Source organism: Nonomuraea roseoviolacea subsp. carminata, from assembly GCF_024172185.1.
In the GTDB taxonomy this organism is placed as follows: domain Bacteria; phylum Actinomycetota; class Actinomycetes; order Streptosporangiales; family Streptosporangiaceae; genus Nonomuraea; species Nonomuraea roseoviolacea.
On the sequence record NZ_JAMZEC010000001.1, the window covers coordinates 6091269 to 6116574 of the forward strand.

Sequence of the window (25306 nt, forward strand, 5' to 3'; positions counted from 1 at the left end):
GGAGGATCTCCCCCAGATGAGCGTGCTCACCCATGAGTCCCGAGGCAGGACCGGCCCCCTCGCCTGGCTCCTGGTGCTGGGAATCGTTCTCGCCGCCCTGAACCTCCGCACGGCCGTGACCAGCGTGGGACCGCTGCTCGACCAGCTCGCCCAGGGACTCGGCATGACGAGCGTCGGCACCGGACTCCTCACCACGCTACCCGTGCTCGCCTTCGCCACGGTCGGCGCGATCACCCCCACGCTGTCGCGGCGGATCGGCGAGCACCGGCTGCTCCTCCTCGCCCTCGTCACCCTCGGCGCGGGCCTGCTGGTCCGGGCGCTGGTGGACTCCGCGCCGGTCTTCCTGCTGAGCAGCGCCGTCGCGCTGTCCGGCGGCGCGGTCGGCAACGTCCTCATCCCCACCCTGATCAAGCGCCACTTCCCGGCCCGTACCGGGATCATGACCACCGTCTACACGACCGCGCTCGCGGCCGGCACGATGCTGGCCGCCGCGGCCACCGTGCCGATCGAGCGGGCCTCGGGCGACTGGCACATCGCGCTCGGCGTGTGGGCCGCCCTGGCCGCCGTGGCCACCCTGCCGTGGCTCGCGCTGCTGCGCAGCGACCCGGCCCGCCGCCGGACCCGTGGGGAGGCGGCTCCGGGCGCCGCTCCCGCCGGGCTGCGCGGGCTCGCCCGCAGCCGCCTGGCCTGGACGATCGCCGTCTACTTCGGCACCCAGTCGATGATCGCGTACATCATGTTCGGCTGGCTGCCCACGATCCTCACCGACGGCGGCTACAGCACCGGTGAGGCCGGGTTCGTGCTCGGCGTCTTCACCGCGCTCAACATCCCCGTCTCGATCCTCGTCCCCGTCGTCGCCTCCCGCTTCCGCGACCAGCGGCCCGTGGTGGTCGGTCTCGTCGCGGCGTACGCGGCCGGCTTCCTCGGGCTGTGGCTGGCGCCCCTCTCGACCGCCATGGTGTGGGTGGTCCTCATCGCGCTCGGCATGGGCTCGTTCCCGCTGGCGCTCATGATGCTGGGCCTGCGCACCCGCACCGCCGAGGCCACCGCCGCGCTGTCCGCCTTCGGGCAGAGCGCCGGCTACCTCATGGCCGGCGCCGGGCCGCTCGCCGTGGGCCTGCTGCGCGAGCTCACGGGCGGGTGGTCGCTGCCGTACGCGATGATCTTCGTCGTGCTGGCCGCGCAGCTCGTCACCGGCCTGTACGCGGGCCGGCGGCGCTTCATCGAGGACGAGCAGCGGGAACGCGTGGACGCCGAACCTGCGACAATTCCGGCGTGAACTCCACTGTCGTCACCTTCCCCGCGGGCCAGGTCAGCGGCCTCTCGCGGATCGTCGGGACCGTGCCGGTGGGGGAGCGGCACGGCCTCGTCGTCTCCGAGACCCCGTTCCACCCCCTCGACCACACCTGGCCCGACCAGCCCGCCGACCGCGGCACGATCGGCGGGCTGCCGGTCGTCGACTGCGTGACCGGCGCCTGGTCGGACGGCGAGATCCACCTCGGAGCCGACATCCCGGCGCGGCGCGGCGCCGAGGGCTGGCAGTGGCTCGTCGTCCACGTCACCGACGCGCCGCTGCCCGTCGGCGACAGCGTCGACCTGGCCGTGGACCCCGCCTACCGCGCGGCCCTGTCGGCCGGGCACACCGCCTGCCACCTGGCCGCCCTCGCCCTGAACGCCGCGCTGGCCGACCGCTGGCGCAAGGAGCCGGCCCTGGACGCGCTCGGCCGTCCCGACTTCGACCAGACGGCGATCACCTCCTCCCGCATCGAGCCGGACGCCAGCGTGGACGTCTACCGGCTCGGCAAGTCGCTGCGGAAGAAGGGCTTCACGGCCGAGGGCCTCGACACGGCGCTCGCCGAGGTGGCCGCCGCGGTGAACGACCGGCTCAAGGCGTGGGTGGCGGCCGACGCCCCGGTACGGCTCGACGTGCCCGGCCCGGAGCTGACGGCCCGACGTACCTGGCACTGCTCGCTGCCCGAGGGCGAGGCGTCGATCCCGTGCGGCGGCACGCACGTGACGCGCACCTCCGAGCTGGGAGCGGTCACGGTGGAGCTGGCCCTGGAGGAGGGCACCACCCTGACCATGCGCACCACCGTGACCCGCTGACCTCCGGCCGGTCGGTCTGACGCCGCCCGGCCTTTCTGACGCCGAGTGGCCCGTCAGGCGACCGGCCCGTCAGGGGACCGGCCCGTCAGGGGACCGGCCCGTCAGGCGGCGGTCAGGAACTCCAGCACCCGCTTCCAGTCGTCCTCGCAGGCCGCGCGGTGCTCGCCGTACTCGGCGTCGAAGAAGCCGTGCGCCGCGCCCGGACAGGTGACCAGCTCGTGCCTCACCCCGGCCGCCGAACAGGCCGAGGTCGGCGCCGACAGCTCGTCCGCCTGCTGGGTGGGCCCCGGCCCGTACGGGCCCGCGATGCCCGGCACGCCGTAGAAGCCGATCACCCCGGCGAACCCGAACCGCGGCGCGGAGGCGAGGAACGCGTTGCGCCCGCCCCTGCAGAATCCCAGCGCCACCGCCGGGCGGCCGAGCCGCTCGGCCGCGGCCATGATGTCGGCCTGGATGCCCGTGAGCTGAACCGGCGCGGGCGCGTGGCCCGCGACCCCGACCCGGCCGACGGGCGGCGGGTCATCACCGCGATCACCGACAAGGGGCGGGCCGCGGTGGCCAGCCGTGACCTGGTCATCACCGAGCGGCTCGCGCCGGTCGTGGACACGCTCCGTCGTCACGCGTTCGTCAGCATATGGCGACAAACGCGCCGTGTCAGCATATGCTGACACCATGACCGCGAACGCCACCGATCTGGCCCGCGCCGCCGCCGACCCCGACCCCGGCGTGGGGCTCGCGGCGGTCGCGACCCTCAGGACGCTGCTGGAGGAGCTGGAGGCGACGCACGTGTCCAACGCCCGGGACCGCGGCTGGTCCTGGGAGCGGATCGCCGACGCGCTCGGCGTGAAGCGCCAGACGGTCCACCGCAAGCACGCCCGCAGACTCGGAAGGTGACGCGATGCCGCCCCACGGACACCCGGCCCCGCCCCGGGGCCTGACCGACTTCACCCCGCCCGCGCGCCGCGCCATGGTCAGGGCGGGCACGATCGCGCTCGACGCCGGCCATCCGGCGCTGACCACCGGAGCCATCCTGCTGGCCCTCGCCGAGACGCGTCCCTTCGGCCTCGCCTCGTTCACCGCCACGCGCGAGCAGATCGGCGCCCGCGTCGACACGGGGCCGGACGCGCGGGCGCTGCTCGCGACGCTCGGCATCGACCTCGACGAGGTACGCCGTCACACCCGCGCCGGCGCCGACGACCCGGACCGGTGGCGGCTCACGCGCTCGCCGCTGCGGCCGCTCAGGATGACGCTGCACGGGCCGCTGGGGTCGATCCCGCTGGCCATGCACGCGCGCAAGGTGGTGGAGGTCGCCCGCTGGCGGCCCGGCCCGGTGACCGGGGAGAGCCTGCTGTGGGGCCTGCTGGCCGACGGCGCCAACGGCGCGGCGCGGATCATGCGCTCCGCCGGGGTGGACCTGTGCGCCCTCGCCCTGGAACTCGGCGTGCCGGTGCGGCGGGCGGCCTGACGGATGGTTCCCGTCAGGGTGGCACGGGGAGTGCGGGATCTCCGATACACTTGGCGAGGAATCAAGGGGCTATGGCGCAGTTGGTAGCGCGCCTCCATGGCATGGAGGAGGTCTGGGGTTCGAATCCCCATAGCTCCACACAGACTGAGGGTGCGGCACTCGTTGGGGTGCCGCCTTTTCTTTTTCGCCCCGCCTTCGTGCGGGGCTTCGCCGTGAGCTGTGGTACACCGTGGTACGCCGAAGTAGCATGGAGTCATGGATGCCCCGAGGCCCCGCCCTACCGAGGTGAGCGTGCGCCAGTTCGTCAACGACTCCGGTAGCGTCACGCGCGGCCTGCGCGAGGGGAAGCGCTACATCCTGACGATCAACGGTGAGCCGCTCGCCGAGGTGAAGCCGGTCAAGCGCCGCCGATTCGTTCCCACTGCCGAGGCGCAGGCCGTCTTCGCCACCGCTCCGGTTGTCGACTGGGACGAGGTACGGGCGGATCTCGACGAGGTGATCGACGACGAACTGCGTGATCCATTCGACGGGACCGGCCTGTGATCCGGCATGAGCGAGGCGTCCTCGACACGAACATCGTGGCCGCCTTCAAAATGTTCGATCCCGCAGAACTGCCCGTGGAGTCGGCGATCACCGCCGTCACGCTCGGCGAACTGTCGCGCGGCCCCTACGCCACCGATGACCCGGTCAGGCGCGCGGGAAGGGTCGCGGTGCTCCAGTACGCCGAAGCGGCATTCGGTGACCCGCTGCCGTATGACGCGGAGGCGGCGCGCGTGTTCGGGCAGATCTGTGCCGTCGTGTACGCGCAGGGCCGGCAGCCACGGAGCCGGACCGCCGACTTGATGATCGCTGCCACGGCCGCCGGCAACGATTTGCCGTTGTTCACCGCGAATCCCAAGGATTTCGCCGGTCTGGAGTCGCTCGTACGCGTGGTCGCCGTGACGCGACCCGACGGCGCGACTGGTTAGCGGGCCCGCCGTGACGGCGCGGAAGGTGGCGGCACGTGTCGCGGGGGTGTGCCTGTTCGCGTTCGGCGGGCTCGTTCTCTGGTTCGGCTACCAGATCAGCCCGTTCAGGTACGACGCGGTCGACCCCGGCGCTGGCAACCCGCAGTCCCTGGCGGACATCCTCGCCGTGACGCTCGCCGCCGGGATCGGCGTGCTGGCGACGTTCGCGGCATTCCTCGCGTTCAGGCGCGCCTGGGCGGGCGTCGTCGTGGTCGCCGTCTGGCTGCTCGCCGTCGGCCGGAAGGTGTACGTCTGGGTCGTGTGACCGCGGGCCTTCGGCCTCACACCGTCCGGAGCATGCCGCCGTCGACGAAGTAGGTCGAGCCCACGGAGTAGCTCGCGCGGTCCGAGCAGAGGAAGACCAGGAGGTTCGCGACCTCCTCCGGCGTGGCGAAGCGGCCGATGGGGGCGTGCTCGCGGGCCACGTCGTCGAGGTGGCGCCGCCAGTCGTCGCCGCTGAGCTGCTTCGCCGTCTTCACCCAGTCGGGGGTGAGGACGAGGCCGGGGTTGACGCAGTTGACGCGGATGCCGTCGCCGACGACCTCGGTGGCCAGCACCTTGGAGAACATCATCAACGCGGCCTTGGTCACGTTGTAGATGGGCTCGTACCACAGGGGCTGCACCGCGCAGATCGAGGCGTTGTGGAGGATGACGCCGCCGCCGCGCCGGCGCATGCCGGGGACGAGCCCGCGGGCCAGCCGCACGGCGGCCATGACGTGTAGATCCCAGTACTCCTGCCACTTCTCGTCGGGCGCGTCGAGGATCGTCTCGTTGGACCCGGCTCCCGCGTTGTTGACGAGGAGGTCGGTGCCACCGAAGGCGTCCTCGGCGGCGCGGGTCAGCGTCGCCGTGCCCTCGCCGGTCGCCACGTCGCAGGCCACGGGAACGACGCGTACGCCGTGGTCCTCGGCGATCGCGCGCGCCTCGCGGTCGAGGCGGTCGGCGCCCCGCGCCGCGAGCACCAGGTGTGCCCCCTCGGCGGCCAGCCCCCGCGCCACCGCGAGGCCGATCCCCGAGCTGCCGCCCGTGACGACGGCCACCTTGTCAGCCAGCCCCAGTTCCACGAGACCTCCAAGGAGACGGTTCCTCCCCGGCTCCTACCCACCTGCTCAGCCGGAGGAGAGCACTCCTGACTCCAGGACGATGAGAGCCCCGACGGTCATGAAGACGAACGGGACGATCCAGTGGCCGTACCGCTCGACGACCTCGATGACCCTGCGGTGCGAGCCGAGCCAGGAGCCCGCCAGGCACCACAGGGCGACGCCCGCGGCGAACACCGCGATCGTCACCAGCGACGGCACCGGGCCGATCGTGCGGAACACCGGCGTGTAGACCGACAGGTTGTCGGCGCCGTTGGCGATGGTCACGCCCGCCACGGCCGCCATGCCCGACGCGACGGCCGTCGGGGGCGGGTCGTCGCCGGAGTCCTTGCGGGAGCGCACGGCCGCGACGAGCCCGCGCACCCCCAGGGCGAACGGGACGAGCCCGAGCAGGCCCACCCAGCGGTCCGGGACGACCGTCAGGCCGAGCGCCGCGACCGCCGACAGGGCCACCAGGGCGGCGATCCCGGTGTACTGGCCGGCCCAGATCTGCCAGGGGCGAGGCGCCCCGTTGGCGCGGGACGACAGGAACAGGACGGTGAGGACGACGAGGTCGTCCACGTTCGTGCCGGCGAACATCCCGGCGGCTGTGACGATGGTGCCCGCGATGCCGTCCATGACGGCCGAACCTATCGCGGCGCGGGAACGGGAACGTGGGCGAGACAGCGTTCCCTGGCGGGCTTCTTAAACGTCGGGGTGACCGAGCGTCAATTCTGCCCGTTTTCTACCACTAAGTGTTTCTTCGTCCCCTTGTCGGGCACCGATGGGGCAGACCGGCCGCCGCCAGGCCGGGTGCCGACAGAAGGAGCGCGTGTCATGAGCGACAAGTCCAGAATGGCGCTCGCCCTCGCCATGGGGTACTGCCTCGGCCGGCGTCGCAAGCTTCGCATGGCGACCGCTCTGGCAATGGCGGGGGCGGCGGGCCGGCTGCGCAAGAACGGCGGCGGACTGCTGCAGCAGGGTCTGAAAGCGCTCGGCACGTCCCCCCAGATCGAAGAGATCACCACCCGGCTTCGGGGCGAGCTCATGGAGGTCGGCAAGGCGGCCGCCATGGCGGCCGCGAGCAAGCAGGTGGACCACCTCACCTCCAAGCTGCACGACCGCGCCGAGACGCTGCGGCACCCGAGCCCTCCCAGCCCTCCGGGCCCGCCGCGCCGTCGGGGCCGCGGGCGGCCCGCTGAGGAGGAGGAAGAGGGCTACGAGGGCGAGGAAGACGAGTACGAGGACGAAGAGGGCGAAGAGCCCGAGGAGCCCGAGGATGAAGAGCCCAAGGAGCCTGGGGGCGAAGAGGGAGAGTACGAGGGCGAAGAGGGCGAAGAAGAGGAAGAGGAGGAGCCCGCCGAGGAACGGCCGCGCGGCCAGGGTACCCGGGTGCGCGCGCAGGGCGCGTCCGGCGGGTCGCCCGTGAGCAGGGCCGCCACGGGCGGCACCTCGGGGGTGAGGTCGGCGGTCTCCGGGACCACGACCCGGTCGTCGGGGTCCAAGACCTCCACCGGCAAGGCCTCGCCCTCCACCGGCAAGGCCTCGCCCTCCACCGGCAAGGCCTCGCCCTCCACCGGCAAGGCCTCGACGTCCAGGCCTTCCGCGAGCAAGCCTTCCGCGAGCAAGCCTTCCGCGAGCAAGCCCTCGGGAAGCAAGTCCTCGGGAAGCAAGTCCTCGGAGAGCAAGTCTTCCGGAAGCAGGTCGTCCGGTGGTGAGGCGAAGGCCGGAGCCCGGCCGGCCCGGCGCAAGGCCGATTCCGGTGAGAAGGGCGCACCGGCCAGTAGGACGCGGAGGTGAGCCAGGTGGCTGACGCATCGAAGCCCGACGAGTCCACCAGGGAAGGTCCCGGCGGCGAGGTCGTCGACGCTCTGCAGGACCTCGCCATGGCCCTGGCCGAGCGGGCCCTGGGGTCCATCACCGAGAAGCTGGAGGAGATGACGGGGCGGCTCACCGACGTCGCCGAGGGCGACGGCTCGGGGTTGCTCCAGGCCATCACCGGGGGCAGCGGCGCCTCGGGGCTGCTAGGCGCGATCACCGGGGGCAAGGACGGCGGCGGGTTCTCGCCCGGGAAGATGCTGCTGAAGGGGGCGGCGAAGGCCGTCACGGGCTCCATCGGCGAGAAGATCGGCGGCCTGTTCGGCAAGGGCAAGGGTGGCAAGGGTGGCAAGAGGAAGCTCAAGCTCACCCACATCTTCGAGACGGTCGACATCGGCGCGCCGATCCGGATCGTCTACAACCAGTGGACGAAGTACGAGGACTTCCCGACCTTCACCAAGAAGGTGGAGAGCGTCAACCAGGAGTCCGAGGAGAAGGTCTCGTGGAAGGCGCAGGTCTTCTGGTCACACCGGACCTGGAAGTCCACGATCCAGGAGCAGATCCCGGACGACCGCATCATCTGGCGGTCGGAGGGGCCCAAGGGCTGGGTGGACGGAGCAGTGTCGTTCCATGAACTCGCCCCCAACCTGACCCGCGTCGTCGTCGTCCTCGAATACCACCCTCAAGGGATGTTCGAGCGTACGGGCAACCTGTGGCGGGCCCAGGGCAGGCGGGCACGCCTGGAGCTCAAGCACGTGGCGCGGCACATCATGAGGAACGTCATGCTGCACCCGGAGGAGATGGCCGACGACGGGTGGCGCGGCGAGATCCACGACGGCGAGATCACCAAGGACCACGAGACCGCCATGCGCGAGGAGAAGGAACGCGAAGGCGGCGGAGAAGGCGAAGAGGGCGAAGAGGAAGAGCGCCCCGAGGAGTACGAGGGCGAAGAGGGCGAGTACGAGGGCGAGGAGGGCGCCGAGGAGGGCGAGGAGCCCGAAGAGGGCGAGGAGGAAGAGGGCGAGGAAGAGGAGCCCGAGGAGGAGGGCGAGGAGGAAGAGGAAGAGCAGCCGGTCGGCCGGGCCGGCGAGGGCGAGGAAGGCGAGGAAGGCGAGGAAGAGGAAGAAGAGGAAGAAGAGGAGGCGCCGCGGGCGCGCCGTCCCGCGCGTCGCCGGACGGCCGCGCGGCGGTGAGCCGGTGGCGTGAGGATCGGGGAGTGAGCGTATGACTATCCAGCCCGCGGGCGGCGGTGGCGGAGTAGCCCAGCGACCCTCGGCATCGGGCCTGGCGGATGTGATCGACACCATCCTGGACAAGGGCCTGGTGATCGACGCGTACGTGCGGGTCTCTCTGGTGGGGATCGAGCTGCTGACCATCGACGCGCGGATCGTGGTGGCGAGCGTCGACACCTACCTGCGCTTCGCCGAGGCCGTGAACCGGCTGGACATCTCGGAGCAGGGCGGCCAGGGGCTGCCCGAGCTGATGCAGAACATCAAGCAGAACAAGGTCTCCCGGGAGGGCAAGAGCGCGGCCCAGGGCGTGCTGGAGGCCGCCGCGGAGAAGCTCGACGACCTGATGGGCGGCTCCGGGGACGAGGAAGAGGCGCGGTCCAGCCGCCGGCGTCGCAGGGGGGAGAGCTGATCATGACGGACACCTCCACACGCGGGCAGGAGGGGCAGGAGTCCGCACCGGAAACCGGACAGGGCGTCTACCTGTACGGGATCGTGCCGGCCGACGTGCAGGTGTCGGACGAGGCGCGCGGTGTGGGCGACCCGTCCGCCGCGGTGACGATCGTCCGGCACGGCGAGATCGGCGCGCTGGTCAGCGAGCTGGTCCTGGGCCGTCCCCTGGGCACGCCCGACGATCTCTTGGCGCACGAGCGGCTGCTCGACGCCACCGCGGCCGAGGTGCCGGTGCTGCCCATCCGCTTCGGCGCGGTGGTGACCAGCGTCGAGGCGGTCGTCGAGGAGCTGCTCGCGCCGAACCACGACGACTTCCGGACGGCGCTGGAGGAGCTGGAGGGCCGCGCCGAGTACGTCGTCAAGGCGCGCTACGTCGAGCAGGCCGTCCTCAGGGAGGTGCTGGAGGAACAATCGGAGGCGGCGCGGCTGCGCGAGGAGGTGCGGAGGCTGCCCGAGGACGCGAGCAGGGAAGCGCGCATCCAGCTCGGCGAGCTGGTCAACGGGGCCATCAGTGCCAAGCGCGAGGCCGACACTCAGGCGCTCCTGGAGGCGCTGGAGCCGGTCTGCGTGCTGACGTCCGTACGCGAGCCCACCCACGAGCAGGACGCCGCGCACATCGCGCTGCTCGTGGAGGTGGACCGGCAGGAGGACCTGGAGGAGGTGCTGAACCGGTTCGCCGAACAGTGGGAGGGCCGCGTTCAGATCCGGTTGCTCGGGCCGCTGGCAGCGTACGACTTCATCGTCACGCCGGAGGGGTGAGGGCGCATGGGCCTGCTCGGTCTACTGTTCGGCTGGCCGCTGGCGCCGATCAAGGGAGTGATCCGGCTCGGTGAGCTGATCCAGGAGCAGGTCGAGCGCCAGATGAGCGACCCGGCGGCGGTGCGGCGCGAGCTGGAGGAGATCGAGCGGGACGCGGCCGAGGGACTCGTCTCCGAGGAGGAGCAGGAGGAGCGGATGCGCGAGGTCCTGGCGAGGATGATCGGCCCGCCCGCCGGAGCGGGCCCCGCCGAAGCCGGACACGGCCCTGCTGAAGCCGGACACGGCCCTGTTGAAGACGCTCCGGGCGAACGCGGATCGGGCGAAGGCGGCCCGGGTGAGGTCAGGAGGTGATCGCGTGCCGGCCAGGCGACGCAGCCGCGCGGGCGACGTGTCCGAGCGCGAGCGGGACGATCTCCCACCGGACGAGGACGCCGTGGACGACGAGGACGAGCGGCCCGACGAGAACGACGAGACAGACGAGACAGACGAGACCGACGAGGGCTACGAGGACGAGCCGTCCGACGAGGACGACGAGGACGACGAGGACGACGAGGACCAGGACGAAGAGGACGACGAGGACGAGGCCGAGGACGACTACGAGGAGGAGCGGCCGCGGCGACGCGGGCGGCGGCTGTCCGCGGCGACCGCCGGCGAGGCCGGGCTGCGGCACATCGCCGAGCTGACGTCCCGCGAGCCCGAGGGCGTCACGCTGGTCAAGCCCTCCGACGGCGGCGGGTGGACGGTGGGCGTCGAGGTGGTGGAGGACCGCCGGATCCCGTCGTCCGGCGACATCCTCGCGATGTACGAGGCCGAGCTGGACACGGAGGGCGGCCTGCTCTCCTACCGGAGGCTGCGCCGCTACCGGCGCGGCAGCGGCGACAGCGAGAGGGGTTGATCGTGGAGCCAGCGCGGACGGGAATCGGGCGCCAGGCCTCCCCCTCGTCCTCCGGCGGGCGCGAGCCGACCAACCTGGGGGACATCCTGGAACGCGTCCTCGACCGGGGAGTGATCATCGCCGGTGACATCCGGGTGAACCTGCTCGACATCGAGCTGCTGACGATCAAGCTGCGGTTGATCATCGCCTCGGTGGACACGGCGCGGGAGATGGGCATCGACTGGTGGGAGCACGACCCGTGGCTCAGCGGCAAGGACCGCGGCCTGGAGGAGGAGAACCGGCGGCTGCGCGACCGGGTCGCCGAGCTGGAGGAGGGGGGCTATCCGCGCTCCCGCCACGACGACCGCGAGATCGAGGAGGGGCGCTCCGGCCGTCGCGCGGTCGAGGGTGAGACGGAGGGGCGTTCCGGGCGTCGCGTGGTCGAGGGCCGGGTCGAGGAGGGGCGTCCCCGCCGCCGCACGGCCGAGGGCGAGAGCGAGGGGCGTTCCCGCCGTCGCGCCGTCCGCGGCGAGGTGGAGAGGGAGGAGGACGACCGTGGCCGCTGACCCGGGTGCGGGCACGTACCTCTACGCCGTCGCCGCCGAGGAGACCGCGGGCCGCGAGGACGCGCTTCCGCGGGGCGGCGCGGGCCGCGAGAGCCCGCTTCCCCGGGGGGTCGCGGGCGGCGAGGTGCGCGCGATCGGGCGGGCCGGGCTGGTCGCCTACGTGAGCACCGTGCCGCTCGACCAGTTCGGCGAGGAGCCGCTGCGGCGCTCCATGGAGGACCTCGACTGGCTGGAGGAGACCGCGCGCGCCCACCACCGCGTCGTGGAGGCGGTGGCGCGGGAGACGGCCGTGGTGCCCGTGCGCCTGGTCACCGTCTACAGCGGCGACGCGCAGGTGGGGGCGCTGCTGGAGGAGCGGTACGACGACTTCGCGCGGGCGCTCGCCCGCGTGGCCGGGCGCCAGGAGTGGGGCGTGAAGGTGTACGCCGCCCCGGGGGAGGAGCCGGACGAGCCGGAGGAGCGGCGCGGACGGCCGGCCGAGGCCGCGGCGCGCGAGCGGATCGCCGGAGAAGAAGCTCCAGAGGCCGGGGCGCGCGAGCGGGCCGCCGGAGAAGAAGCCCCAGAGCCCGGGAAGACGCCGGAGCGGCCCGGCACGGCGTACCTGAAGCGGCGGCAGCGGCAGATCCGCGGCCGTGAGGAGGCGTGGCGGCGGGCCGGCGCGCGGGCCGAGGACATCCACGGCGCGCTCAGCTCCATCGCGGTCGCGAGCCGCCGTCACCGCGCCCAGGACCCGCAGCTGTCCGGACGCCCCGAGTCGATGGTGCTGAACGGCGCCTACCTGGTGGACCGGGAGCGGGGCGAGGAGTTCGCGCGGACCGTGGAACGGCTGCGCGGGCAGGGCGGCGACGTGCAGCTCACCGGCCCCTGGGCGCCGTACTCGTTCGCCGTGCTGGACGACGAGGACGGCGGGCCGCGTGGAGGGGACCTGAGGTGACGTTCGAGCGGACGCGCGGGGACCGGCTCGCCGCCGAGGGGCGGCTGCCGTCCGAACGGGTCGCCCTCGTGGACCTGCTGGACCGGCTGCTGTCCGGTGGCGTGGTCGTGAGCGGGGACATCGTGCTGTCGATCGCGGACATCGACCTCGTCCGCATCTCGGTGCGGGCGCTGTTCATGTCGATCCGCGAGTCGGAGCCGATCCGCGCGTACGAGCCCGTCCGCTCCCGGGAGCCCGTCCGCGGGTACGTCACCCGGACGGATCGCGACCCGTACGGGCCGGAGGACTGAGCGTCATGGACGAGCCCGTGCGCGAGGTGCGTTCGCCGCGCCTGCGGATCGAGGCCGACCGGGAGGCGGTCGAGCGCGACCTGTCGCGGCTCGTGCTCACGCTGGTCGAGCTGGTGCGCCAGCTCGTCGAGCGGCAGTCCGTGCGCCGCATGGAGGAGGGCGACCTGTCCGATGAGCAGGTCGAGGTGCTCGGCATGACGCTGATGCGGCTGGAGGACGCCATGACCGAGCTGTGCGAGCGGTTCGGCCTGTCGCCGTCCGACCTCAACCTTGACCTCGGCCCGCTCGGCACGCTCCTGCCCGAGGAGGACCGGCGGGAGCGCTGACGATCCGGGGCCGGGCTCCCGCCCCTCGCGGCGGGAGCCCGGCCCCGGGCTCACGGGACCGTCACCGGACCGTCACGGTCGCCCTGGCCTGGACGGCGGTCCCCGCCACCGTGCCGGTCACCGTGAACGTGCCCGGCTGGGCGTACTTCTCCGGGCCGACCGCCTCCCAGGTGACGGCCACGGAGCTGTCCTTCGACCCGTCGTTGTAGGTCGCCACGACCGTCCCGGGCAGCGCCGGCGCCACCCCCGCCCTGGTCGTGACCGCCTCCTCGGCGATCGAGGTGACGGTCACCGCCGCGGTCGTCCGGACGTACACGGTGGCCTGGGCGGGCTGGCGGACGCCCTCGGCGAGCCCGGCGACGGTGAAGCTGGTGCCGCCGGTCCTGACCTGCTCGGGCGTGACCTGCTGCCAGGTGACGGCGGCCGAGCCGCGGGCGCCGTCCGCGTACAGGGTCTCCACGGTCGCCGGCAGTTCGGGCAGCGTGCCGGCCAGGGTGGGGACGTGCGCGGGACGGACGGAGTCCGGCGGGACCTCGTACGCCTTGACCTCCAGCAGCCCGACCGACGCCCCGCCGGCTTCGAGCTGGACGCGCAGCTTCGAGGTCGTGACCGTGTCGAAGGACACGGCGTTGTAGGCGTCGGCCGCCGTCGGGTAGGAGGCGACGCCGGTGACGTCCTCGAACGAGTCCCCGTCCCACTGCTGGATCTTCCACGAGGCGGGCACGCGCACGCCGCCGTCGTCGTCGAAGAAGTACACCTCGGCCTTGTTCAGCCGCACCGGCGACGGCCAGTCGAGCTGCACCCACTGCGTGCCCTGCTGCGGCCAGGTGCCCCAGCGCGGGTTGGCGCCGTCGTCGGAGCGCGGCGGGTCGATGCCGTCGTTGACGGCCGTCACCTTCTCCCAGGGGGAGGTGTAGGAGGCGGTGGGCGTGGCCCTGGGCGCCACGTTCACCTGCTGCGCCTGGGCGGTGGCGGTCACGGTCACGGTCGCCGAGCCGCTCTTCTCGCCGTCGGAGGCGGTCAGCCGCAGCCGGTACGTGCCCGGTTCGGAGAACGAGGCGACCGTGCTCGTGCCCGTCGGGTCGGTGAAGAACGCCTCACCGGGCCCGTCGGCCTTGGCCCACTGGGTGGTGAGCCGGCCGGACGGCAGCGCGTCGTCCTTGACCACCGCGTCGATCCTGGCCTGGCCAGGGCGGCTGAAGGTGGGATCGGCGACGGCCACCACGCTCGGCGCCCGGTTGGCGGCCGGGCCGGCGTCGGCGCCCGTCCGGTACGCCTGCACCTCCTTCAGGCCCGTCGCGTAGCCGGGCTGGTGCGTGACCAGCACCCGCAGCCTGCGCGCGGTGACGGCCGGGAAGCCGACCTCGTTGAGGTTCGCCCGCGGGTAGGCCGGTCTCCTGGCCGGTCCGGGCACGTCCTTCCAGGTGTCGCCGTCCTGGTACTGCACCGCGTAGAAGGCGGGCTCCCGGTGCCCGCCCGGCTTGCGGTCGGCGAAGAAGTACAGCCTGAGCCGGTCCACCCGCTGCGCCGCGCCGAGGTCCAGCTCCAGCCAGTCCTGGGGCTTGCCCGACCCCTTGCTGTCCCAGTACGGCTCGTTGATCGTGAACCCGTCCACCGCCCCGGCGGGGTCGCCGTGGGAGGCGGTGGCCGCCTTGACCAGGTTCGGGCGGGTGGAGCGCAGGTCCACGCCGGCCTTCTGGAACAGGTCCTCGACGCGCTCGCCCGACAGCTCCACCTGGACGGGGGCCTTCATCGCCGGCGCCTTCTCCGCGTGCACGACGGTGCTGTTCCCGGTGCCGCCCTCGACCTTGCCGGTGGCCGGGTCCCAGGTGGCGTGCGCGAGCCCGGACAGGGTGACCTTGCGCTTGCCGTCGACCAGGATCGAGTAGCCCTCGGGCACCCCGGCGTAGTGCCGGGTGCCGTCGCCCGGCTTGTCCCAGACGATGGTCAGGTCCTTGCCGCGGTAGTCGACGCCGTTGACGGTGAAGTGGTCCCAGCCGATGTCCACCGGCCACAGCTCCACCTTGCCGTCGGAGCGCGGGCGCAGGCCCATCACGTCCTCGATGACGGTCCAGTTGCTGCTGCCGAGGATCGTGTGGTGGATCCAGGAGCGGTAGCCGATGGTCTTGGTGCCGGCGTTCCAGTCGGCCCAGAACTCGTTGGCGTCGGGGTAGCGGGTGTCGCCGCCGACGTACTGCGACCAGGCGTTCCAGTACAGGAGCTGCTTGTACTGCCCGGCCGTGATGTACGGCGACGGGTACTCGCGCAGCGCCTTGCCGAACAGCGCGAAGTTCCGGGTCGAGTTGATCTGCGAGAAGTTGTTGGAGCCGGGGTTGCCGGCCGCGGCGGCCTCCGCCTTGTCCTTCTGGTCAGCGGTATAGGCCGGGAAGATCGGATATTCCGCAGGATCCGCCCATAAGCGGAGCGCCTCCCGATATTTCGGGTCGTCGGTGGGCACCAGGCCGGTCGCGTACGGGATGTAGTTGTTCGACTCCTTCCACGGGATCAGCTTGCCCGTCTGCAGGTCGCGGTGCTTGAACAGCTTGTCCTGCTCGTCCCACAGCAGGGTGAGGACGCCGTTCTTCACCTTGTCCGCCACGCCGCGCATCTCGGCGGCCTTGGCGGTGTCGCCGGTCAGCTCGTACGCCTGCGCCGCCGCCATCGCGTTGGCGTAGACGTAGGCGCCCTCCAGCCGCTCGTTGGCCCGCCCGTAGTAGTGGAACGACACCGCGTCGGCGTCGTTGCCGGTCATGTACTCCCGGTCGTACTCGATGACCCCGTTGCCGTTGGAGTCGTACGCGGCGAGCTGCCCGTGGACGTCCTTCTCGGCGTAGCGGGCGAGGTTGCGCAGGATCGCCGGCTGGCCGCCGTGGATCTGGTAGCTCTCCAGCGCCGCCGCCGAGATGTACTGGGTGTAGCTGTTCGACCAGTTCTCCGGGTCGCCCGGGTTGTCGGTGTACTTGGAGTTGCGCGACACCTCGCCGGCTGACACCCACGGCCCGTACGAGTAGATCGGGTCCCGCAGGTACTTCAGGTCCTGCACGAACATCGGGACGGTCAGCACGATCGCGTTGTTGTAGCCCAGCGCGCCCTCCACCGACGTCGGGAACTGGTAGTCGTTCCCGGGGATGTCGGCGTCGAGGAAGTTGAAGCGCATGAGCCACCAGCGGTAGTACACGAACTTCTTGATGTTCTCGTCCGGCACGTCGATGTAGGGGATGTTCCGCGCCCACCAGGCGTTGTAGTCCTGGAGCTGGCGCCGCAGCGCCTGCTCCGGCGAGCGGCCCTTGTAGCCGTCGTACTCCGAGCGGGAGGCGGGCAGCTCGTCGGTGACGAAGCCCATCTGCACCTTCGCGCGCACCGTGCCGCCGGGCGCGAGCGTGACCGAGCCCTTCAGCGTGCCCTCCGACGCCTTCAGCCCGTCACCGCTGAGCCGGGGGAAGATCGTGGTCAGCCGGTTCCTGGCGAACACGGCGCCGGTCAGCTCCTGCTCGCCGTCCGCGGTCCTGGCGTACGGTGAGGTCACCGTGATGGGGACGTCCCTGGCCGCCGATCCGGTGTTGGTGATCTCCAGTGTCGTCACGGCCACGTTCTCGTGCGTGATGAACTTCTTCACGCCGACCGCGAGCCCGTCCCCGGTGTAGCGGCCGCTCCAGTGGCTGGGCATCTGCAGCCGCTTGGAGACGTCCTCGGTCAGGTCGGTCCCGAACGAGATCGTGTAGGCGTCGCGGTTGTCGACGCTCTCCCAGTACGCGACGTACCCGCCGAAACCGATCTTCTTCGGGTCGTGCTCCTTCATGAACAGCGCCCGGCCGCGCGACATCAGCCAGGTGCCCGCCGGGTCGTCGCCCGGCCGGGCCAGCATGCGGTCGATCCAGTAGGAGTCGCCGCCCTTCTCCTTCTTGTAGATCGCCTCCATCATCCTGCGCGGGTCGTGGCCGGCGGGCTCGTCGGGCACCGGGTCGGCTCCGGTGAAGGCCGGCATGCCCAGCGCGTCCGGGGCCGCCGTCCAGGCCGTTCGCGCCGCCTGCGCGGAGGCGGCCGGCGGGGTGCCGGCGAGCAGGCCGCCCGCCAGGGTCAGGGCGACCAGACAGGGCAGGGTTCTACGCAAGGGGTCTCCTCCAGCGGGGGGTGGGTCACTCGCCGAGGCGGGTGAGGTCGCTCGGCGAGAGGGGGGTCACTCGGCGACGGGAAGCCAGACGCGCATGGTGGCGGGGCCGCGGTTGCCCCACCGGTGGTAGGGGACGAGCCGCAGCGCGGTGTCCGCGCCGCCGCTCACCTTGTCCGGTTCCGGCCCGTACGGCCAGCCGTCGCCCCGGGGCTCCGCGAGCACCGCGGCGACCTCCAGCTCGACCGCCCCGCCGCCGGCCGGGCCACCCGAGTCGACGCCGTCCTCGGAAGGCGCCACCTCCACGGGCGGGGCCGGCGCGCGGACGGTCAGGTGCGCCAGCGGCGGCTCGTCGCCCACCGACTCCGCGCAGTACACGAGCGGCCCCCGCTCCACCGCCGCGCACCCGCGCAGGGCGTCGACGCGCCGGTCCGGGTACGTCCAGCGCGGCTCCATGGGCAGCTCCAGCCGGATCTCGTCCCCGGCCCGCCACGGCCCCTCCGCGACGGCGTAGCCGGGCGCGACCGGACGGGCCGGGCCGGAGCCGGCCGTCAGCGTGGCGCCGCCCGCCCAGAAGGGCACCCGCAGCGACACGGCCCCCGCGCCGTCCTCCAGGACCCGCACGGTCACGCCGCCCGACCACGGGTAGCCGGTCTCCACCCGCAGCGCCAGCTCGCCGTGCCGGATCTCGGCGGGCGTGTGGTGGTGGATCCGCACCCCGCCGGAGTCGGCGGCGGCCACGTACGCGCCCAGGGAGGCGAGGGTGCGGGCGATGTTGTTCGGGCAGCACGACACGTCGAACCACTGCGAGCGCAGGCCGCCCTCGGCCGCGTGGTTGACGCCCTGCGGCGGCTCGGCGGCCACCCGCACGTGCAGCGGGTTGCAGTAGAAGAACGAGCGGCCGTCCAGCGCCGCCCCCGTGGCGAGCATGTTGTACATCGTCCGCTCTGCCACGTCGGCGTACCTGACGTCGCCGGTGGCCAGCAGCAGCCGGTGCGCCAGCATGATCGAGGCGATGCTCGCGCAGGTCTCGTTGTAGGCGCGGTCCGGCGGCAGCTCGAAGTCCTCGCCGTACGACTCGTCGGCGTGCCGGGAGCCCATGCCGCCGGTCAGGTGGGTGCGCCGGGCCAGGGTCCGCTCCCACTGCGCCTCGACGGCCTTGAGCAGCTCCTCGTCGCCGGTCTCGACGGCCACGTCCACCACGCCGGAGGCCAGGTAGAGGGCGCGCACGACGTGGCCGCGGAAGACCTGCGCCTGCCGTACCGGGAGGTCGTCCTGGAAGTAGGCGCGGCCGAAGGGGATGTCGCCGAGCGCCGGGCGGCCGCGGCGCTCGACGAAGCGGCGGGCCATCTCCAGGTAGCGCTCGGCCCCGGTGGCCCGGTACAGCTCGACCAGCGCCATCTCGACCACCGGGTGGCCGCAGGTCTCGGCGGTGTCCATGAAGCGCCGGCACACGTGGTCGGCGGCGCGCACCGCGATCTCGGTCAGCCGGTCCTCGCCGTGCGTGCGCAGCCGGGCCACGCCCGCCTGGATGAGGTGGCCGTAGCAGTACAGCTCGTGGCCCCACTCGAAGTCGGTGTAGCGGTTGCCGCTCCAGCGCGTGTTGAGGTAGCCGTCGCCCTCCTGCGCCCTGCCCACGGTCTCGGCCAGCTCCGGCAGCGCCGGGTGGTCCGCCCAGGCCATGCCCTCCAGCAGCTTGTAGATCTCCGAGTCGCTGAACTCCCGGCCCCTCCGCGGGCGCTGCCCGCGGAAGTTGCCGATCCAGCCTTCGCGTTCCATCCACTCCTGGCAGTGCACCATGGTGACGTCCCGGTTGAGGGCCGCGCGGTCGCCCCAGAACCCGGCGGTCAGCCGCACGGAGTCGAGGCCCAACGGGGACAGCACGCCCGAGGAGGGCAGGACAGGATTAGCCACGCAGAGCTCCCGACATGAATCCGCGCACGTAGTGGCGCTGCAGGACGATGAAGAGGACGAGGCACGGGACGGCCATGACCATGACGCCGGCCTGGAGCATCCCGTAGTCGATCGCGCCGAACGTGCGCTGGGTCATGCTGACCACGGCCACCGGCAGCGTGAACGACGAGCCGTCGTTGAGCAGGATGAGCGGGGCGAAGAAGTCGTTCCAGGAGGCGAGGAAGGCGAACAGGCCGACCGTGACGAGCGCGGGCCGCACCGCGTGCAGCAGGATGCGGGAGAACGCGCGGAAGGTGCCGCACCCGTCGACCAGCGCCGCCTCCTCCAGCTCGCGGGGGATCGCCTCGAACGCGTTGCGCATCATGAACAGCGCGAACGGGAGCTGGAACATGACGAACACCAGTGACAGGCCCACCAGCGAGTTCTGCAGGCCGATGAAGCCGAGCAGCACGTACAGCGGGATGAGGATCGTCGCGTACGGCACCATGAGGATCGCCAGCGTGGCCAGGAACAGCAGGTTCTTGCCGGGGAAGTCGAAGCGGGCGAAGGCGTAGCCGCCGAGCGCCGAGACCACGAGCGTGCCGGCGACGGTCATGGCCGACACGAGCACGCTGTTGGTGGCGTACGTGCCGAGCCCCTCGCCGAACCTGGCCATCTCCAGGTAGTCGGACGGGTCCTCCAGCGACGCCCAGCCGCTCCACACCAGCGGGAACAGGAACAGCACGGCCAGCGCCGACAGGGTGAGATGGCGGGTCACCGCAGCCTCCGCATCATCAGGGTGTTGAGGCCGACCAGGCCCACCAGCAGCACGACCGACAGGGCCGCGGCGCCGCCGAGGTCGAAGCGGAAGAACGCGTCACGGTAGGCGACCATGACCATGGAGACGGTGCTGTTGTCGGGGCCGCCGTTGGTGAAGATGAAGAACTGGTCGAAGGCCAGCAGGGAGCCGGTGACGCTGAGGATCAGCATCAGGGCGAGCGTGGGCCGCAGCAGCGGCAGCGTGATCCTGGTGAAGATCTGCCAGCGGCCGGCGCCGTCGCTGCGCGCCGCCTCGTAGACCTCGACCGGGATCGCCTGCAGCCCGGTCAGCAGGATGAGCATGTTGAACCCGGCGAAGCGCCACAGCACCAGCGCGATCGTGGAGAACAGCGCCATGTTCGGCGTGCCGATCCACTTCACCGGCTCGTGGGTGATGCCCAGCGCCCGCAGCATCGGGTCGATGGGGCCGAAGTCGTTGTTGAGCATGCCGTAGAACAGCAGCGCGGCGGCGGCGAAGCCGACCGCGCCCGGCAGGAAGAACGCGGTGCGGAAGAAGCCGACACCGGGCCGGCGCTCCTGCACGAGCAGGGCGAGGCCGAGCGCGACCGACGACAGCAGCACCGTGGTGATCGCCGTGTACTTCAGCGTGAAGAGCACCGCGTCGAGGAACAGCGGGTTGTCGGCGATCCTGGCGTAGTTGTCCGGGGCGTTGAAGCGGGCCGGGCCGAGCAGCGGCCAGCGGTTGAGCGACATCCAAACCACGAGCACGAGGGGCACGACGAACAGCACCCCGACGATGACCGCGGTGGGCGCCGCGTACAGCCAGCCCTGGACCTTCTTGCCCCGCCATCGGGCGGGCGGCGCGCCGTGCGCCGCCCGCCGTCCGGCGCGCGTGAGCGTCAACGTCATTGCTGCAGCGACTTCGTGATCTCGGCGTTGAGCTGGGGGAGCTTCGAGGCGTCACCGAAGATCGCCTCCCGGGCCAGGCGCAGCCACGGCCCCTGCGGGTCGTTGAAGGTCTGGCCGAAGCGCGGCGCGAACGGGGTCTGGCCCTTGGCGACCAGCGAGTTGATCAGCACGACGCGCGGGTCCTCGGCGGAGTACTTGTTACCGGCCAGGTCGGTGCGGGCGAGCACGTCCTTGTTCTTGGCCATGACCTCGACCTGCGCGTCCTCCGACATGGTCCAGGACAGGAAGTCCCAGGCCGCGTCGGCGTTCTTCGTGGTGGAGGAGATGCCGATCGAGTCGCCGCCGACGAAGGTGGACTCGCCGCCGTCGGGCCCGGCGATCGGGGTGACGCCGATCTTCATGTCCTTCGGCATGAGGCCGAGCGTGGTCGAGGGCATCGGCATGACGCCGATCTCGCCCTTGGGGAAGAAGCCGGTCCAGGTCGGGCCCTGTTCCTCCTTGGCCGTCGGGCCGGTGACCTTCTTGTCGTACAGCTCGCGCCAGATCTTGAACACGTCGGTCATCGGCGCCCGGTCGTTCAGGGAGGTGGTGCCCTCGGGGTTCATGACCTGGCCGCCGGCCGCCCAGACCGAGGGCCAGAAGGTGAAGACGTAGCAGCCGCCGCAGTTGCCGCCGAAGAACGTGCCATGGACCCTGCCGTCCTTGCCGTCCTTGCCGAGCTTGTCCTGGATGGTGGTCGCCTGCTGGGCGAACTCCTTGAGCGTCTTGGGGCCCTTCTCCGGGTCGAGGCCGGCCTTCTGGTACAGGTCCTTGTTCCAGAACCAGACCGACAGGTCGAGGGTGTGCGGCAGCGTGTACTGCCGGCCGTCCATGGTGCCCAGCTTCATGTGCGAGGGCGCGAGCTTGTCCTTGAACGGCAGGGCGTTGATCCGGTCGGTGATGTCGAGGAACAGGCCCTGCGCGGTGTAGTTGGGGACGAAGATGACGTCGGCGGCGAACACGTCGGGAAGCTGCTTGGCCCCGGCGGCGGCCGCGATACGGGGCTGGTAGTTGTCCGTCGGGATGACGGTCAGTTTGACCTGGTTCTTGTGGCTGCTGTTGTAGGCCTTCACCAGCCGCTCGCTCTGCGCCTGGGTGGCGGCGCGCGTCCACATGGTGATGGTGGCCGGGCCCGCGGCGGGCTCGGCCGACGACCCGGCTTCACCGCCGCCGCTCCCGCAAGCCGCCGATGTGAGCGCTAACAGCCCGAGGATGGCGATCCCGGCCAGTCGTCGTCTCATGGTTGTCTCCTTTGGGACCCCCGAGAACTAAAAGGTTTTCGGAAACGTAGAAGAAACATCGTGGCCTGTCAATGGGTGTTAAGGTGCGTGGCAGTTGTCAGGTGACTGAAAAGGGTTTCGAAATATGGCGGGTAGGCGCGTGACCATCAACGACGTGGCCTCCCTGGCGGGGGTGTCGATCGCCACGGCCTCCAAGGCGCTCAACGGGCGGCAGGACGTGCGGGCTTCGACCCGCGAGCGGGTGCTGGCCGCCGCCGCGGAGCTGTCGTTCCAGCCGAACGCCCTCGCGCGGGGGCTGCTGTCGGGGCGGACCCGCACGGTGGGCCTGCTCACCTCCGACAGCGTGGGCCGGTTCGGGATCCCGGTACTGCTGGGGGCGGAGGACGCGTTCGGCGCGGGGGAGATGGCGGTGATGCTGTGCGACGCGCGCGGCGACGCCATCCGCGAGCAGCACCATCTGCGCGCGCTGCTGTCGCGCCGGGTGGACGGGATCATCGTGGTCGGCGAGAGCACCGACCCGCGGCCCTCGGTCAGCAAGGACGTCCCGGTCCCCGTCGTGTACGCCTACGGGCCCTCCGACGACCCCGAGGACGTCTCCTTCGTGCCCGACGACGTGGGCGGCGCGGCGATGGCCGTGGAGCACCTGCTCGCCCTCGGCCGGCGCCGGATCGCGCACGTCACCGGCCCCCGGCACTACAAGGCGGCCCGCGACCGCGCCGAGGGGCTGCGGATCGCGCTGGAGGCGGCCGGCTGCGAGCAGGCCGGCGAGACGCTGTGGGGCTCGTGGTCGCAGCGCTGGGGACGGCACGCCGCCGAGATGCTGCTCATGGCCGAGCCCGGCGTGGACGCGGTGTTCTGCGGAAGCGACCAGGTGGCGGCCGGCTTCGTGGAGGCCGCCCGCGAGCGGGGCCGCTCCGTGCCCGGCGACCTCGCGGTGATCGGCTACGACAACTGGGAGGTGCTGTCCACCGAGACGCGCCCCGCGCTCACGACCGTGGACATGAACCTGGAGCTGCTCGGCCGCACCGCCGCCCAGCACCTGTTCGCCGCCATCGACGGCCGGGCCACCCCCGGGGTGCACCGCATGCCCTGTCATCTGGTGATCCGTGACTCGACCGCCGCCGCGTGAGAATCCCCGTGGCCGTGGGGGAGAGCGCCCCGCGGGGGCGATCACGAGCGCGCGCGTGACGTTTCCGTAATCCCGGGAGCTCTTGACGGGACCCATTGTTAACGTTCACAGTCTTCCCAGGCCCAGCGTGAGAGGGCCGGGAAGGAGCACCTCGTGGGATCGTCGCAAGCCCGGCGGATGCCGGTCATGGCGGACGTCGCCCGTGAGGCGGGAGTGTCGCACCAGACGGTCTCCCGCGTGCTCAACGAACACCCTAACGTGCGCAGCGAGACCCGCACCCGGGTGCTGGAGGCGATCGACAAACTCGGCTACCGCCGCAACCTCGTCGCCCGCGCCCTGGTGACCAAGCACTCCCGGACCCTGGGCGTGGTCAGCTTCGACACCACCCTCTACGGCCCCGCCAGCACGGTGTACGGCATCGAGCAGGCGGCCCGCGCGGCGGGCTACTTCGTCAGCATCGTCAGCCTCAAGTCCATCGACCGGACCGGCGTCCGCGACGCCCTCGACTACCTGGCCGACCAGGGCGTCGACGGCATCGTGGTCGTCGCGCCGCAGCGCTCGGCCGCCCAGACCCTGGCCGACCTGGCGCCCGGCGTGCCCATCGTGGCGGTCGAGGGCGGCGAGGCGGGCGACGTGTCGGTGGTCTGCGTGGACCAGGTCGAGGGGGGCCGGCTCGCCACCGAGCACCTGCTCTCGCTGGGCCACGAGACCGTCTGGCACGTGCGGGGCCCGTCCGACTGGCTGGAGGCCGAGGGCCGCGTGGCCGGGTGGCGGGCGGCGCTCGCCCAGGCCGGGCGCGCGGCGCCGGAGCCGCTGGCCGGCGACTGGAGCCCGCGCTCGGGCTACGAGGCGGGCCGCAGCCTGGCGTCCATGGCGGGCGTCAGCGCGGTCTTCGTGGCCAACGACCAGATGGCCCTGGGTGTGCTCAGGGCGTTCTCGGAGCAGGGGGTGAAGGTGCCCGACCAGGTGAGCGTCGTCGGTTTCGACGACATCCCCGAGTCGGAGTTCTTCTCACCTCCCCTCACCACCATCAGGCAGGACTTCGACGCGGTCGGCAGGAACAGCATAGAGGTGCTGCTCCAGCAGATCGAGGGCGAGGAGCAGCGTGCGTGCGAGCGCCTCGTCGTCCCGCCCTCCTTCGTGGCCCGGGCCAGCACGGCGCGGGTCTGAACACCCATCGGCGATATCGGGGACATCGGGGAACACGGAAGCGCGGCGCTCGCGTCAGGTCGCTGATGTTAGCGCTCACATAAGGAAAGAAGGACTCCACGTGTTGAAGAGGATCTCGATGCTCGTCGTCGCCGGCCTGGCCGCCGCGACGCTGACCGGCTGTGGCGGCGGCGGGGGCGGCAGCGGCTCGGGCGGCGGCGACGGCTCGATCACCATGGGCTTCTCCCAGGTCGGCGCCGAGAGCGGCTGGCGCACGGCGAACACCAAGTCGGTCCAGGAGTCGGCCAAGGCCGCCGGGATCACGCTGAAGTTCTCCGACGCCCAGCAGAAGCAGGAGAACCAGATCAAGGCGATCCGCTCCTACATCCAGCAGAAGGTGGACGTCATCGCCTTCTCGCCGGTGGTCGAGTCGGGCTGGGACACCGTGCTCAAGGAGGCGAAGAACGCCAAGATCCCGGTCATCCTCACCGACCGGGCCGTCGACTCCAAGGACACCAGCCTCTACAAGACCTTCCTCGGCTCCGACTTCGTCGAGGAGGGCCGCAAGGCCGGCAAGTGGCTGGTCGAGCAGTACAAGGACGCCAAGGACCCGGTCAACATCGTCGAGCTGCAGGGCACGACCGGCTCCGCCCCGGCCAACGACCGCAAGGCCGGCTTCCAGGAGGTCGTCGGGGCCGATCCCAAGTTCAGGATCGTCGCCTCGCAGACCGGCGACTTCACCCGCGCCAAGGGCAAGGAGGTCATGGAGGCGTTCCTCAAGGCCAACCCCGACATCGACGTCCTGTACGCGCACAACGACGACATGGGCCTCGGCGCCATCGAGGCCATCGAGGGCGCCGGCAAGGTCCCCGGCAAGGACATCAAGATCATCACCGTGGACGCCGTGCACGACGGCATGCAGGCCCTGGCCGACGGGAAGATCAACTACATCGTCGAGTGCTCCCCGTTGCTCGGCCCGCAGCTCATGGACCTCGCCAAGAAGGTCGTCAAGAACGAGAGCGTCCCGGCCCGCGTGGTGACCGAGGAGACCACGTTCACCCAGGAGCAGGCCAAGACCGCGCTGCCCAGCCGCAAGTACTGACCCGGTGATCGGGCCGGCCGCCCCGGCCGGCCCGATCACGCAGATCACGC

General features: G+C 71.7%; 28 protein-coding genes and 1 tRNA gene. 21 read left to right on the plus strand and 8 right to left on the minus strand.

The annotated features are described in order from the left end of the window. Positions 1-16 precede the first annotated feature (16 nt). Entirely contained in the window at positions 17-1279 is a 1263-nt protein-coding gene (locus HD595_RS28225) for a CynX/NimT family MFS transporter (protein WP_301310803.1), read from the plus strand. Then, a complete protein-coding gene (locus HD595_RS28230) occupies positions 1276-2106 on the plus strand; it encodes an alanyl-tRNA editing protein (protein ID WP_253774155.1) in 831 nt (276 codons plus the stop codon). Before HD595_RS28225 ends, HD595_RS28230 begins: the two co-directional genes overlap by 4 nt. A 101-nt stretch (positions 2107-2207) precedes the next feature. Here HD595_RS28230 and HD595_RS28235 read toward each other — a convergent pair whose 3' ends face one another. Then, complete coding sequence (locus HD595_RS28235) at positions 2208-2726, minus strand: dienelactone hydrolase family protein (protein WP_253774157.1); 519 nt, start codon at positions 2724-2726, stop codon at positions 2208-2210. Between the two features lie 52 nt (positions 2727-2778). Here HD595_RS28235 and HD595_RS28240 point away from each other — a divergent pair, with 52 nt between their 5' ends. The 6 genes from HD595_RS28240 (at position 2779) to HD595_RS28265 (ending at position 4843) form a co-directional block, all read left to right on the plus strand. Continuing rightward, positions 2779-3000 carry a helix-turn-helix domain-containing protein gene (locus tag HD595_RS28240; protein ID WP_253774159.1) on the plus strand — a complete coding sequence of 74 codons (222 nt, stop codon included), beginning with the start codon at positions 2779-2781 and terminating at the stop codon, positions 2998-3000. Between the two features lie 4 nt (positions 3001-3004). Continuing rightward, on the plus strand, positions 3005-3571 hold the full coding sequence (locus HD595_RS28245; protein ID WP_253774161.1) for a Clp protease N-terminal domain-containing protein: 567 nt from the start codon (positions 3005-3007) through the stop codon (positions 3569-3571). 65 nt (positions 3572-3636) lie between these two features. Next, positions 3637-3709: transfer RNA gene (locus HD595_RS28250), tRNA-Ala, on the plus strand. Positions 3710-3862: 153 nt separating this feature from the next. Continuing rightward, entirely contained in the window at positions 3863-4114 is a 252-nt protein-coding gene (locus tag HD595_RS28255; RefSeq protein ID WP_253774163.1) for a hypothetical protein, read from the plus strand. Further along, positions 4111-4539, plus strand: a complete 429-nt coding sequence (locus HD595_RS28260) for a type II toxin-antitoxin system VapC family toxin (RefSeq protein ID WP_253774165.1) — start codon at positions 4111-4113, stop codon at positions 4537-4539. The genes HD595_RS28255 and HD595_RS28260 overlap by 4 nt, the downstream gene beginning before the upstream one ends. Positions 4540-4549: 10 nt before the next feature. Continuing rightward, the gene (locus tag HD595_RS28265) at positions 4550-4843 is read left to right on the plus strand and encodes a hypothetical protein (protein WP_253774167.1); all 294 of its coding nucleotides are present in this window, start codon (positions 4550-4552) and stop codon (positions 4841-4843) included. A 16-nt stretch (positions 4844-4859) separates the two neighbouring features. Here the strand turns inward: HD595_RS28265 and HD595_RS28270 are convergent, their stop codons facing one another. Beyond that, entirely contained in the window at positions 4860-5642 is a 783-nt protein-coding gene (locus HD595_RS28270; protein WP_253774170.1) for an SDR family NAD(P)-dependent oxidoreductase, read from the minus strand. A 45-nt stretch (positions 5643-5687) separates the two neighbouring features. Continuing rightward, positions 5688-6296: a cadmium resistance transporter gene (locus HD595_RS28275; protein ID WP_253774171.1), complete on the minus strand. Its 609-nt coding sequence runs from the start codon at positions 6294-6296 to the stop codon at positions 5688-5690. 198 nt (positions 6297-6494) lie between these two features. On the opposite strand from HD595_RS28275, the gene HD595_RS28280 reads away from it, so the two are divergent. From HD595_RS28280 to HD595_RS28325, 10 genes are all read left to right on the plus strand, one after another. Further along, a complete protein-coding gene (locus HD595_RS28280) occupies positions 6495-7457 on the plus strand; it encodes a hypothetical protein (RefSeq protein WP_253774173.1) in 963 nt (320 codons plus the stop codon). 5 nt (positions 7458-7462) lie between these two features. Beyond that, positions 7463-8668: an SRPBCC family protein gene (locus HD595_RS28285; protein ID WP_253774175.1), complete on the plus strand. Its 1206-nt coding sequence runs from the start codon at positions 7463-7465 to the stop codon at positions 8666-8668. A gap of 100 nt (positions 8669-8768) precedes the next feature. After that, positions 8769-9116, plus strand: coding sequence for a gas vesicle protein GvpJ (gene gvpJ / locus HD595_RS28290; RefSeq protein ID WP_425566432.1), 348 nt, complete (start codon positions 8769-8771; stop codon positions 9114-9116). A gap of 2 nt (positions 9117-9118) precedes the next feature. Next, positions 9119-9916 (plus strand): GvpL/GvpF family gas vesicle protein, encoded by a 798-nt coding sequence (locus HD595_RS28295; RefSeq protein WP_253774179.1) that lies wholly within the window; start codon positions 9119-9121, stop codon positions 9914-9916. 6 nt (positions 9917-9922) lie between these two features. Next, entirely contained in the window at positions 9923-10267 is a 345-nt protein-coding gene (locus HD595_RS28300; protein ID WP_253774181.1) for a gas vesicle protein GvpG, read from the plus strand. Positions 10268-10271: 4 nt separating this feature from the next. Next, positions 10272-10811, plus strand: coding sequence for a gas vesicle protein GvpO (gvpO, locus tag HD595_RS28305; protein ID WP_253774183.1), 540 nt, complete (start codon positions 10272-10274; stop codon positions 10809-10811). 2 nt (positions 10812-10813) lie between these two features. After that, positions 10814-11356: a gas vesicle protein gene (locus HD595_RS47285; protein ID WP_253774185.1), complete on the plus strand. Its 543-nt coding sequence runs from the start codon at positions 10814-10816 to the stop codon at positions 11354-11356. Beyond that, complete coding sequence (locus HD595_RS28315; protein WP_253774187.1) at positions 11346-12290, plus strand: GvpL/GvpF family gas vesicle protein; 945 nt, start codon at positions 11346-11348, stop codon at positions 12288-12290. The genes HD595_RS47285 and HD595_RS28315 overlap by 11 nt, the downstream gene beginning before the upstream one ends. Beyond that, entirely contained in the window at positions 12287-12580 is a 294-nt protein-coding gene (locus HD595_RS28320; RefSeq protein ID WP_253774189.1) for a gas vesicle protein, read from the plus strand. Before HD595_RS28315 ends, HD595_RS28320 begins: the two co-directional genes overlap by 4 nt. A gap of 5 nt (positions 12581-12585) precedes the next feature. Then, on the plus strand, positions 12586-12906 hold the full coding sequence (locus tag HD595_RS28325) for a gas vesicle protein K (RefSeq protein WP_253774191.1): 321 nt from the start codon (positions 12586-12588) through the stop codon (positions 12904-12906). 61 nt (positions 12907-12967) lie between these two features. Here the strand turns inward: HD595_RS28325 and HD595_RS28330 are convergent, their stop codons facing one another. The 5 genes from HD595_RS28330 to HD595_RS28350 all read right to left on the minus strand — a co-directional run bounded on the left by HD595_RS28330 (position 12968) and on the right by HD595_RS28350 (position 21876). After that, positions 12968-17017 carry an Ig-like domain-containing protein gene (locus HD595_RS28330; RefSeq protein ID WP_253774193.1) on the minus strand — a complete coding sequence of 1350 codons (4050 nt, stop codon included), beginning with the start codon at positions 17015-17017 and terminating at the stop codon, positions 12968-12970. A gap of 66 nt (positions 17018-17083) precedes the next feature. Then, the gene (locus HD595_RS28335; RefSeq protein WP_253774195.1) at positions 17084-18928 is read right to left on the minus strand and encodes a glycoside hydrolase family 127 protein; all 1845 of its coding nucleotides are present in this window, start codon (positions 18926-18928) and stop codon (positions 17084-17086) included. Next, positions 18921-19685, minus strand: coding sequence for a carbohydrate ABC transporter permease (locus HD595_RS28340; protein ID WP_253774197.1), 765 nt, complete (start codon positions 19683-19685; stop codon positions 18921-18923). The genes HD595_RS28335 and HD595_RS28340 overlap by 8 nt, the downstream gene beginning before the upstream one ends. Next, on the minus strand, positions 19682-20596 hold the full coding sequence (locus HD595_RS28345; RefSeq protein ID WP_253774199.1) for a carbohydrate ABC transporter permease: 915 nt from the start codon (positions 20594-20596) through the stop codon (positions 19682-19684). Before HD595_RS28345 ends, HD595_RS28340 begins: the two co-directional genes overlap by 4 nt. After that, positions 20593-21876, minus strand: a complete 1284-nt coding sequence (locus tag HD595_RS28350; RefSeq protein WP_253774201.1) for an ABC transporter substrate-binding protein — start codon at positions 21874-21876, stop codon at positions 20593-20595. The genes HD595_RS28345 and HD595_RS28350 overlap by 4 nt, the downstream gene beginning before the upstream one ends. Positions 21877-22015: 139 nt before the next feature. Between HD595_RS28350 and HD595_RS28355 the strand changes: the two genes are divergently transcribed. The 3 genes from HD595_RS28355 to HD595_RS28365 all read left to right on the plus strand — a co-directional run bounded on the left by HD595_RS28355 (position 22016) and on the right by HD595_RS28365 (position 25256). After that, positions 22016-23005: a LacI family DNA-binding transcriptional regulator gene (locus HD595_RS28355; protein WP_253774203.1), complete on the plus strand. Its 990-nt coding sequence runs from the start codon at positions 22016-22018 to the stop codon at positions 23003-23005. 186 nt (positions 23006-23191) lie between these two features. Next, positions 23192-24175, plus strand: a complete 984-nt coding sequence (locus HD595_RS28360; RefSeq protein WP_253781343.1) for a LacI family DNA-binding transcriptional regulator — start codon at positions 23192-23194, stop codon at positions 24173-24175. A gap of 100 nt (positions 24176-24275) precedes the next feature. Beyond that, a complete protein-coding gene (locus tag HD595_RS28365) occupies positions 24276-25256 on the plus strand; it encodes an ABC transporter substrate-binding protein (RefSeq protein WP_253774205.1) in 981 nt (326 codons plus the stop codon). Positions 25257-25306 lie beyond the last annotated feature (50 nt).

What these genes read in the sequence shown, in the direction of transcription:
- HD595_RS28325 (WP_253774191.1), top strand. Translation starts at nt 12,586, where the DNA reads ATGGACGAGCCCGTGCGCGAGGTGCGTTCGCCGCGCCTGCGGATCGAG.
- HD595_RS28350 (WP_253774201.1), bottom strand. Translation starts at nt 21,876, where the DNA reads ATGAGACGACGACTGGCCGGGATCGCCATCCTCGGGCTGTTAGCGCTC.
- HD595_RS28240 (WP_253774159.1), top strand. Translation starts at nt 2,779, where the DNA reads ATGACCGCGAACGCCACCGATCTGGCCCGCGCCGCCGCCGACCCCGAC.
- HD595_RS28345 (WP_253774199.1), bottom strand. Translation starts at nt 20,596, where the DNA reads ATGACGTTGACGCTCACGCGCGCCGGACGGCGGGCGGCGCACGGCGCG.
- HD595_RS28295 (WP_253774179.1), top strand. Translation starts at nt 9,119, where the DNA reads ATGACGGACACCTCCACACGCGGGCAGGAGGGGCAGGAGTCCGCACCG.
- HD595_RS28300 (WP_253774181.1), top strand. Translation starts at nt 9,923, where the DNA reads ATGGGCCTGCTCGGTCTACTGTTCGGCTGGCCGCTGGCGCCGATCAAG.
- HD595_RS28275 (WP_253774171.1), bottom strand. Translation starts at nt 6,296, where the DNA reads ATGGACGGCATCGCGGGCACCATCGTCACAGCCGCCGGGATGTTCGCC.
- HD595_RS28225 (WP_301310803.1), top strand. Translation starts at nt 17, where the DNA reads ATGAGCGTGCTCACCCATGAGTCCCGAGGCAGGACCGGCCCCCTCGCC.
- HD595_RS28280 (WP_253774173.1), top strand. Translation starts at nt 6,495, where the DNA reads ATGAGCGACAAGTCCAGAATGGCGCTCGCCCTCGCCATGGGGTACTGC.
- HD595_RS28360 (WP_253781343.1), top strand. Translation starts at nt 23,192, where the DNA reads ATGGCGGACGTCGCCCGTGAGGCGGGAGTGTCGCACCAGACGGTCTCC.
- HD595_RS28245 (WP_253774161.1), top strand. Translation starts at nt 3,005, where the DNA reads ATGCCGCCCCACGGACACCCGGCCCCGCCCCGGGGCCTGACCGACTTC.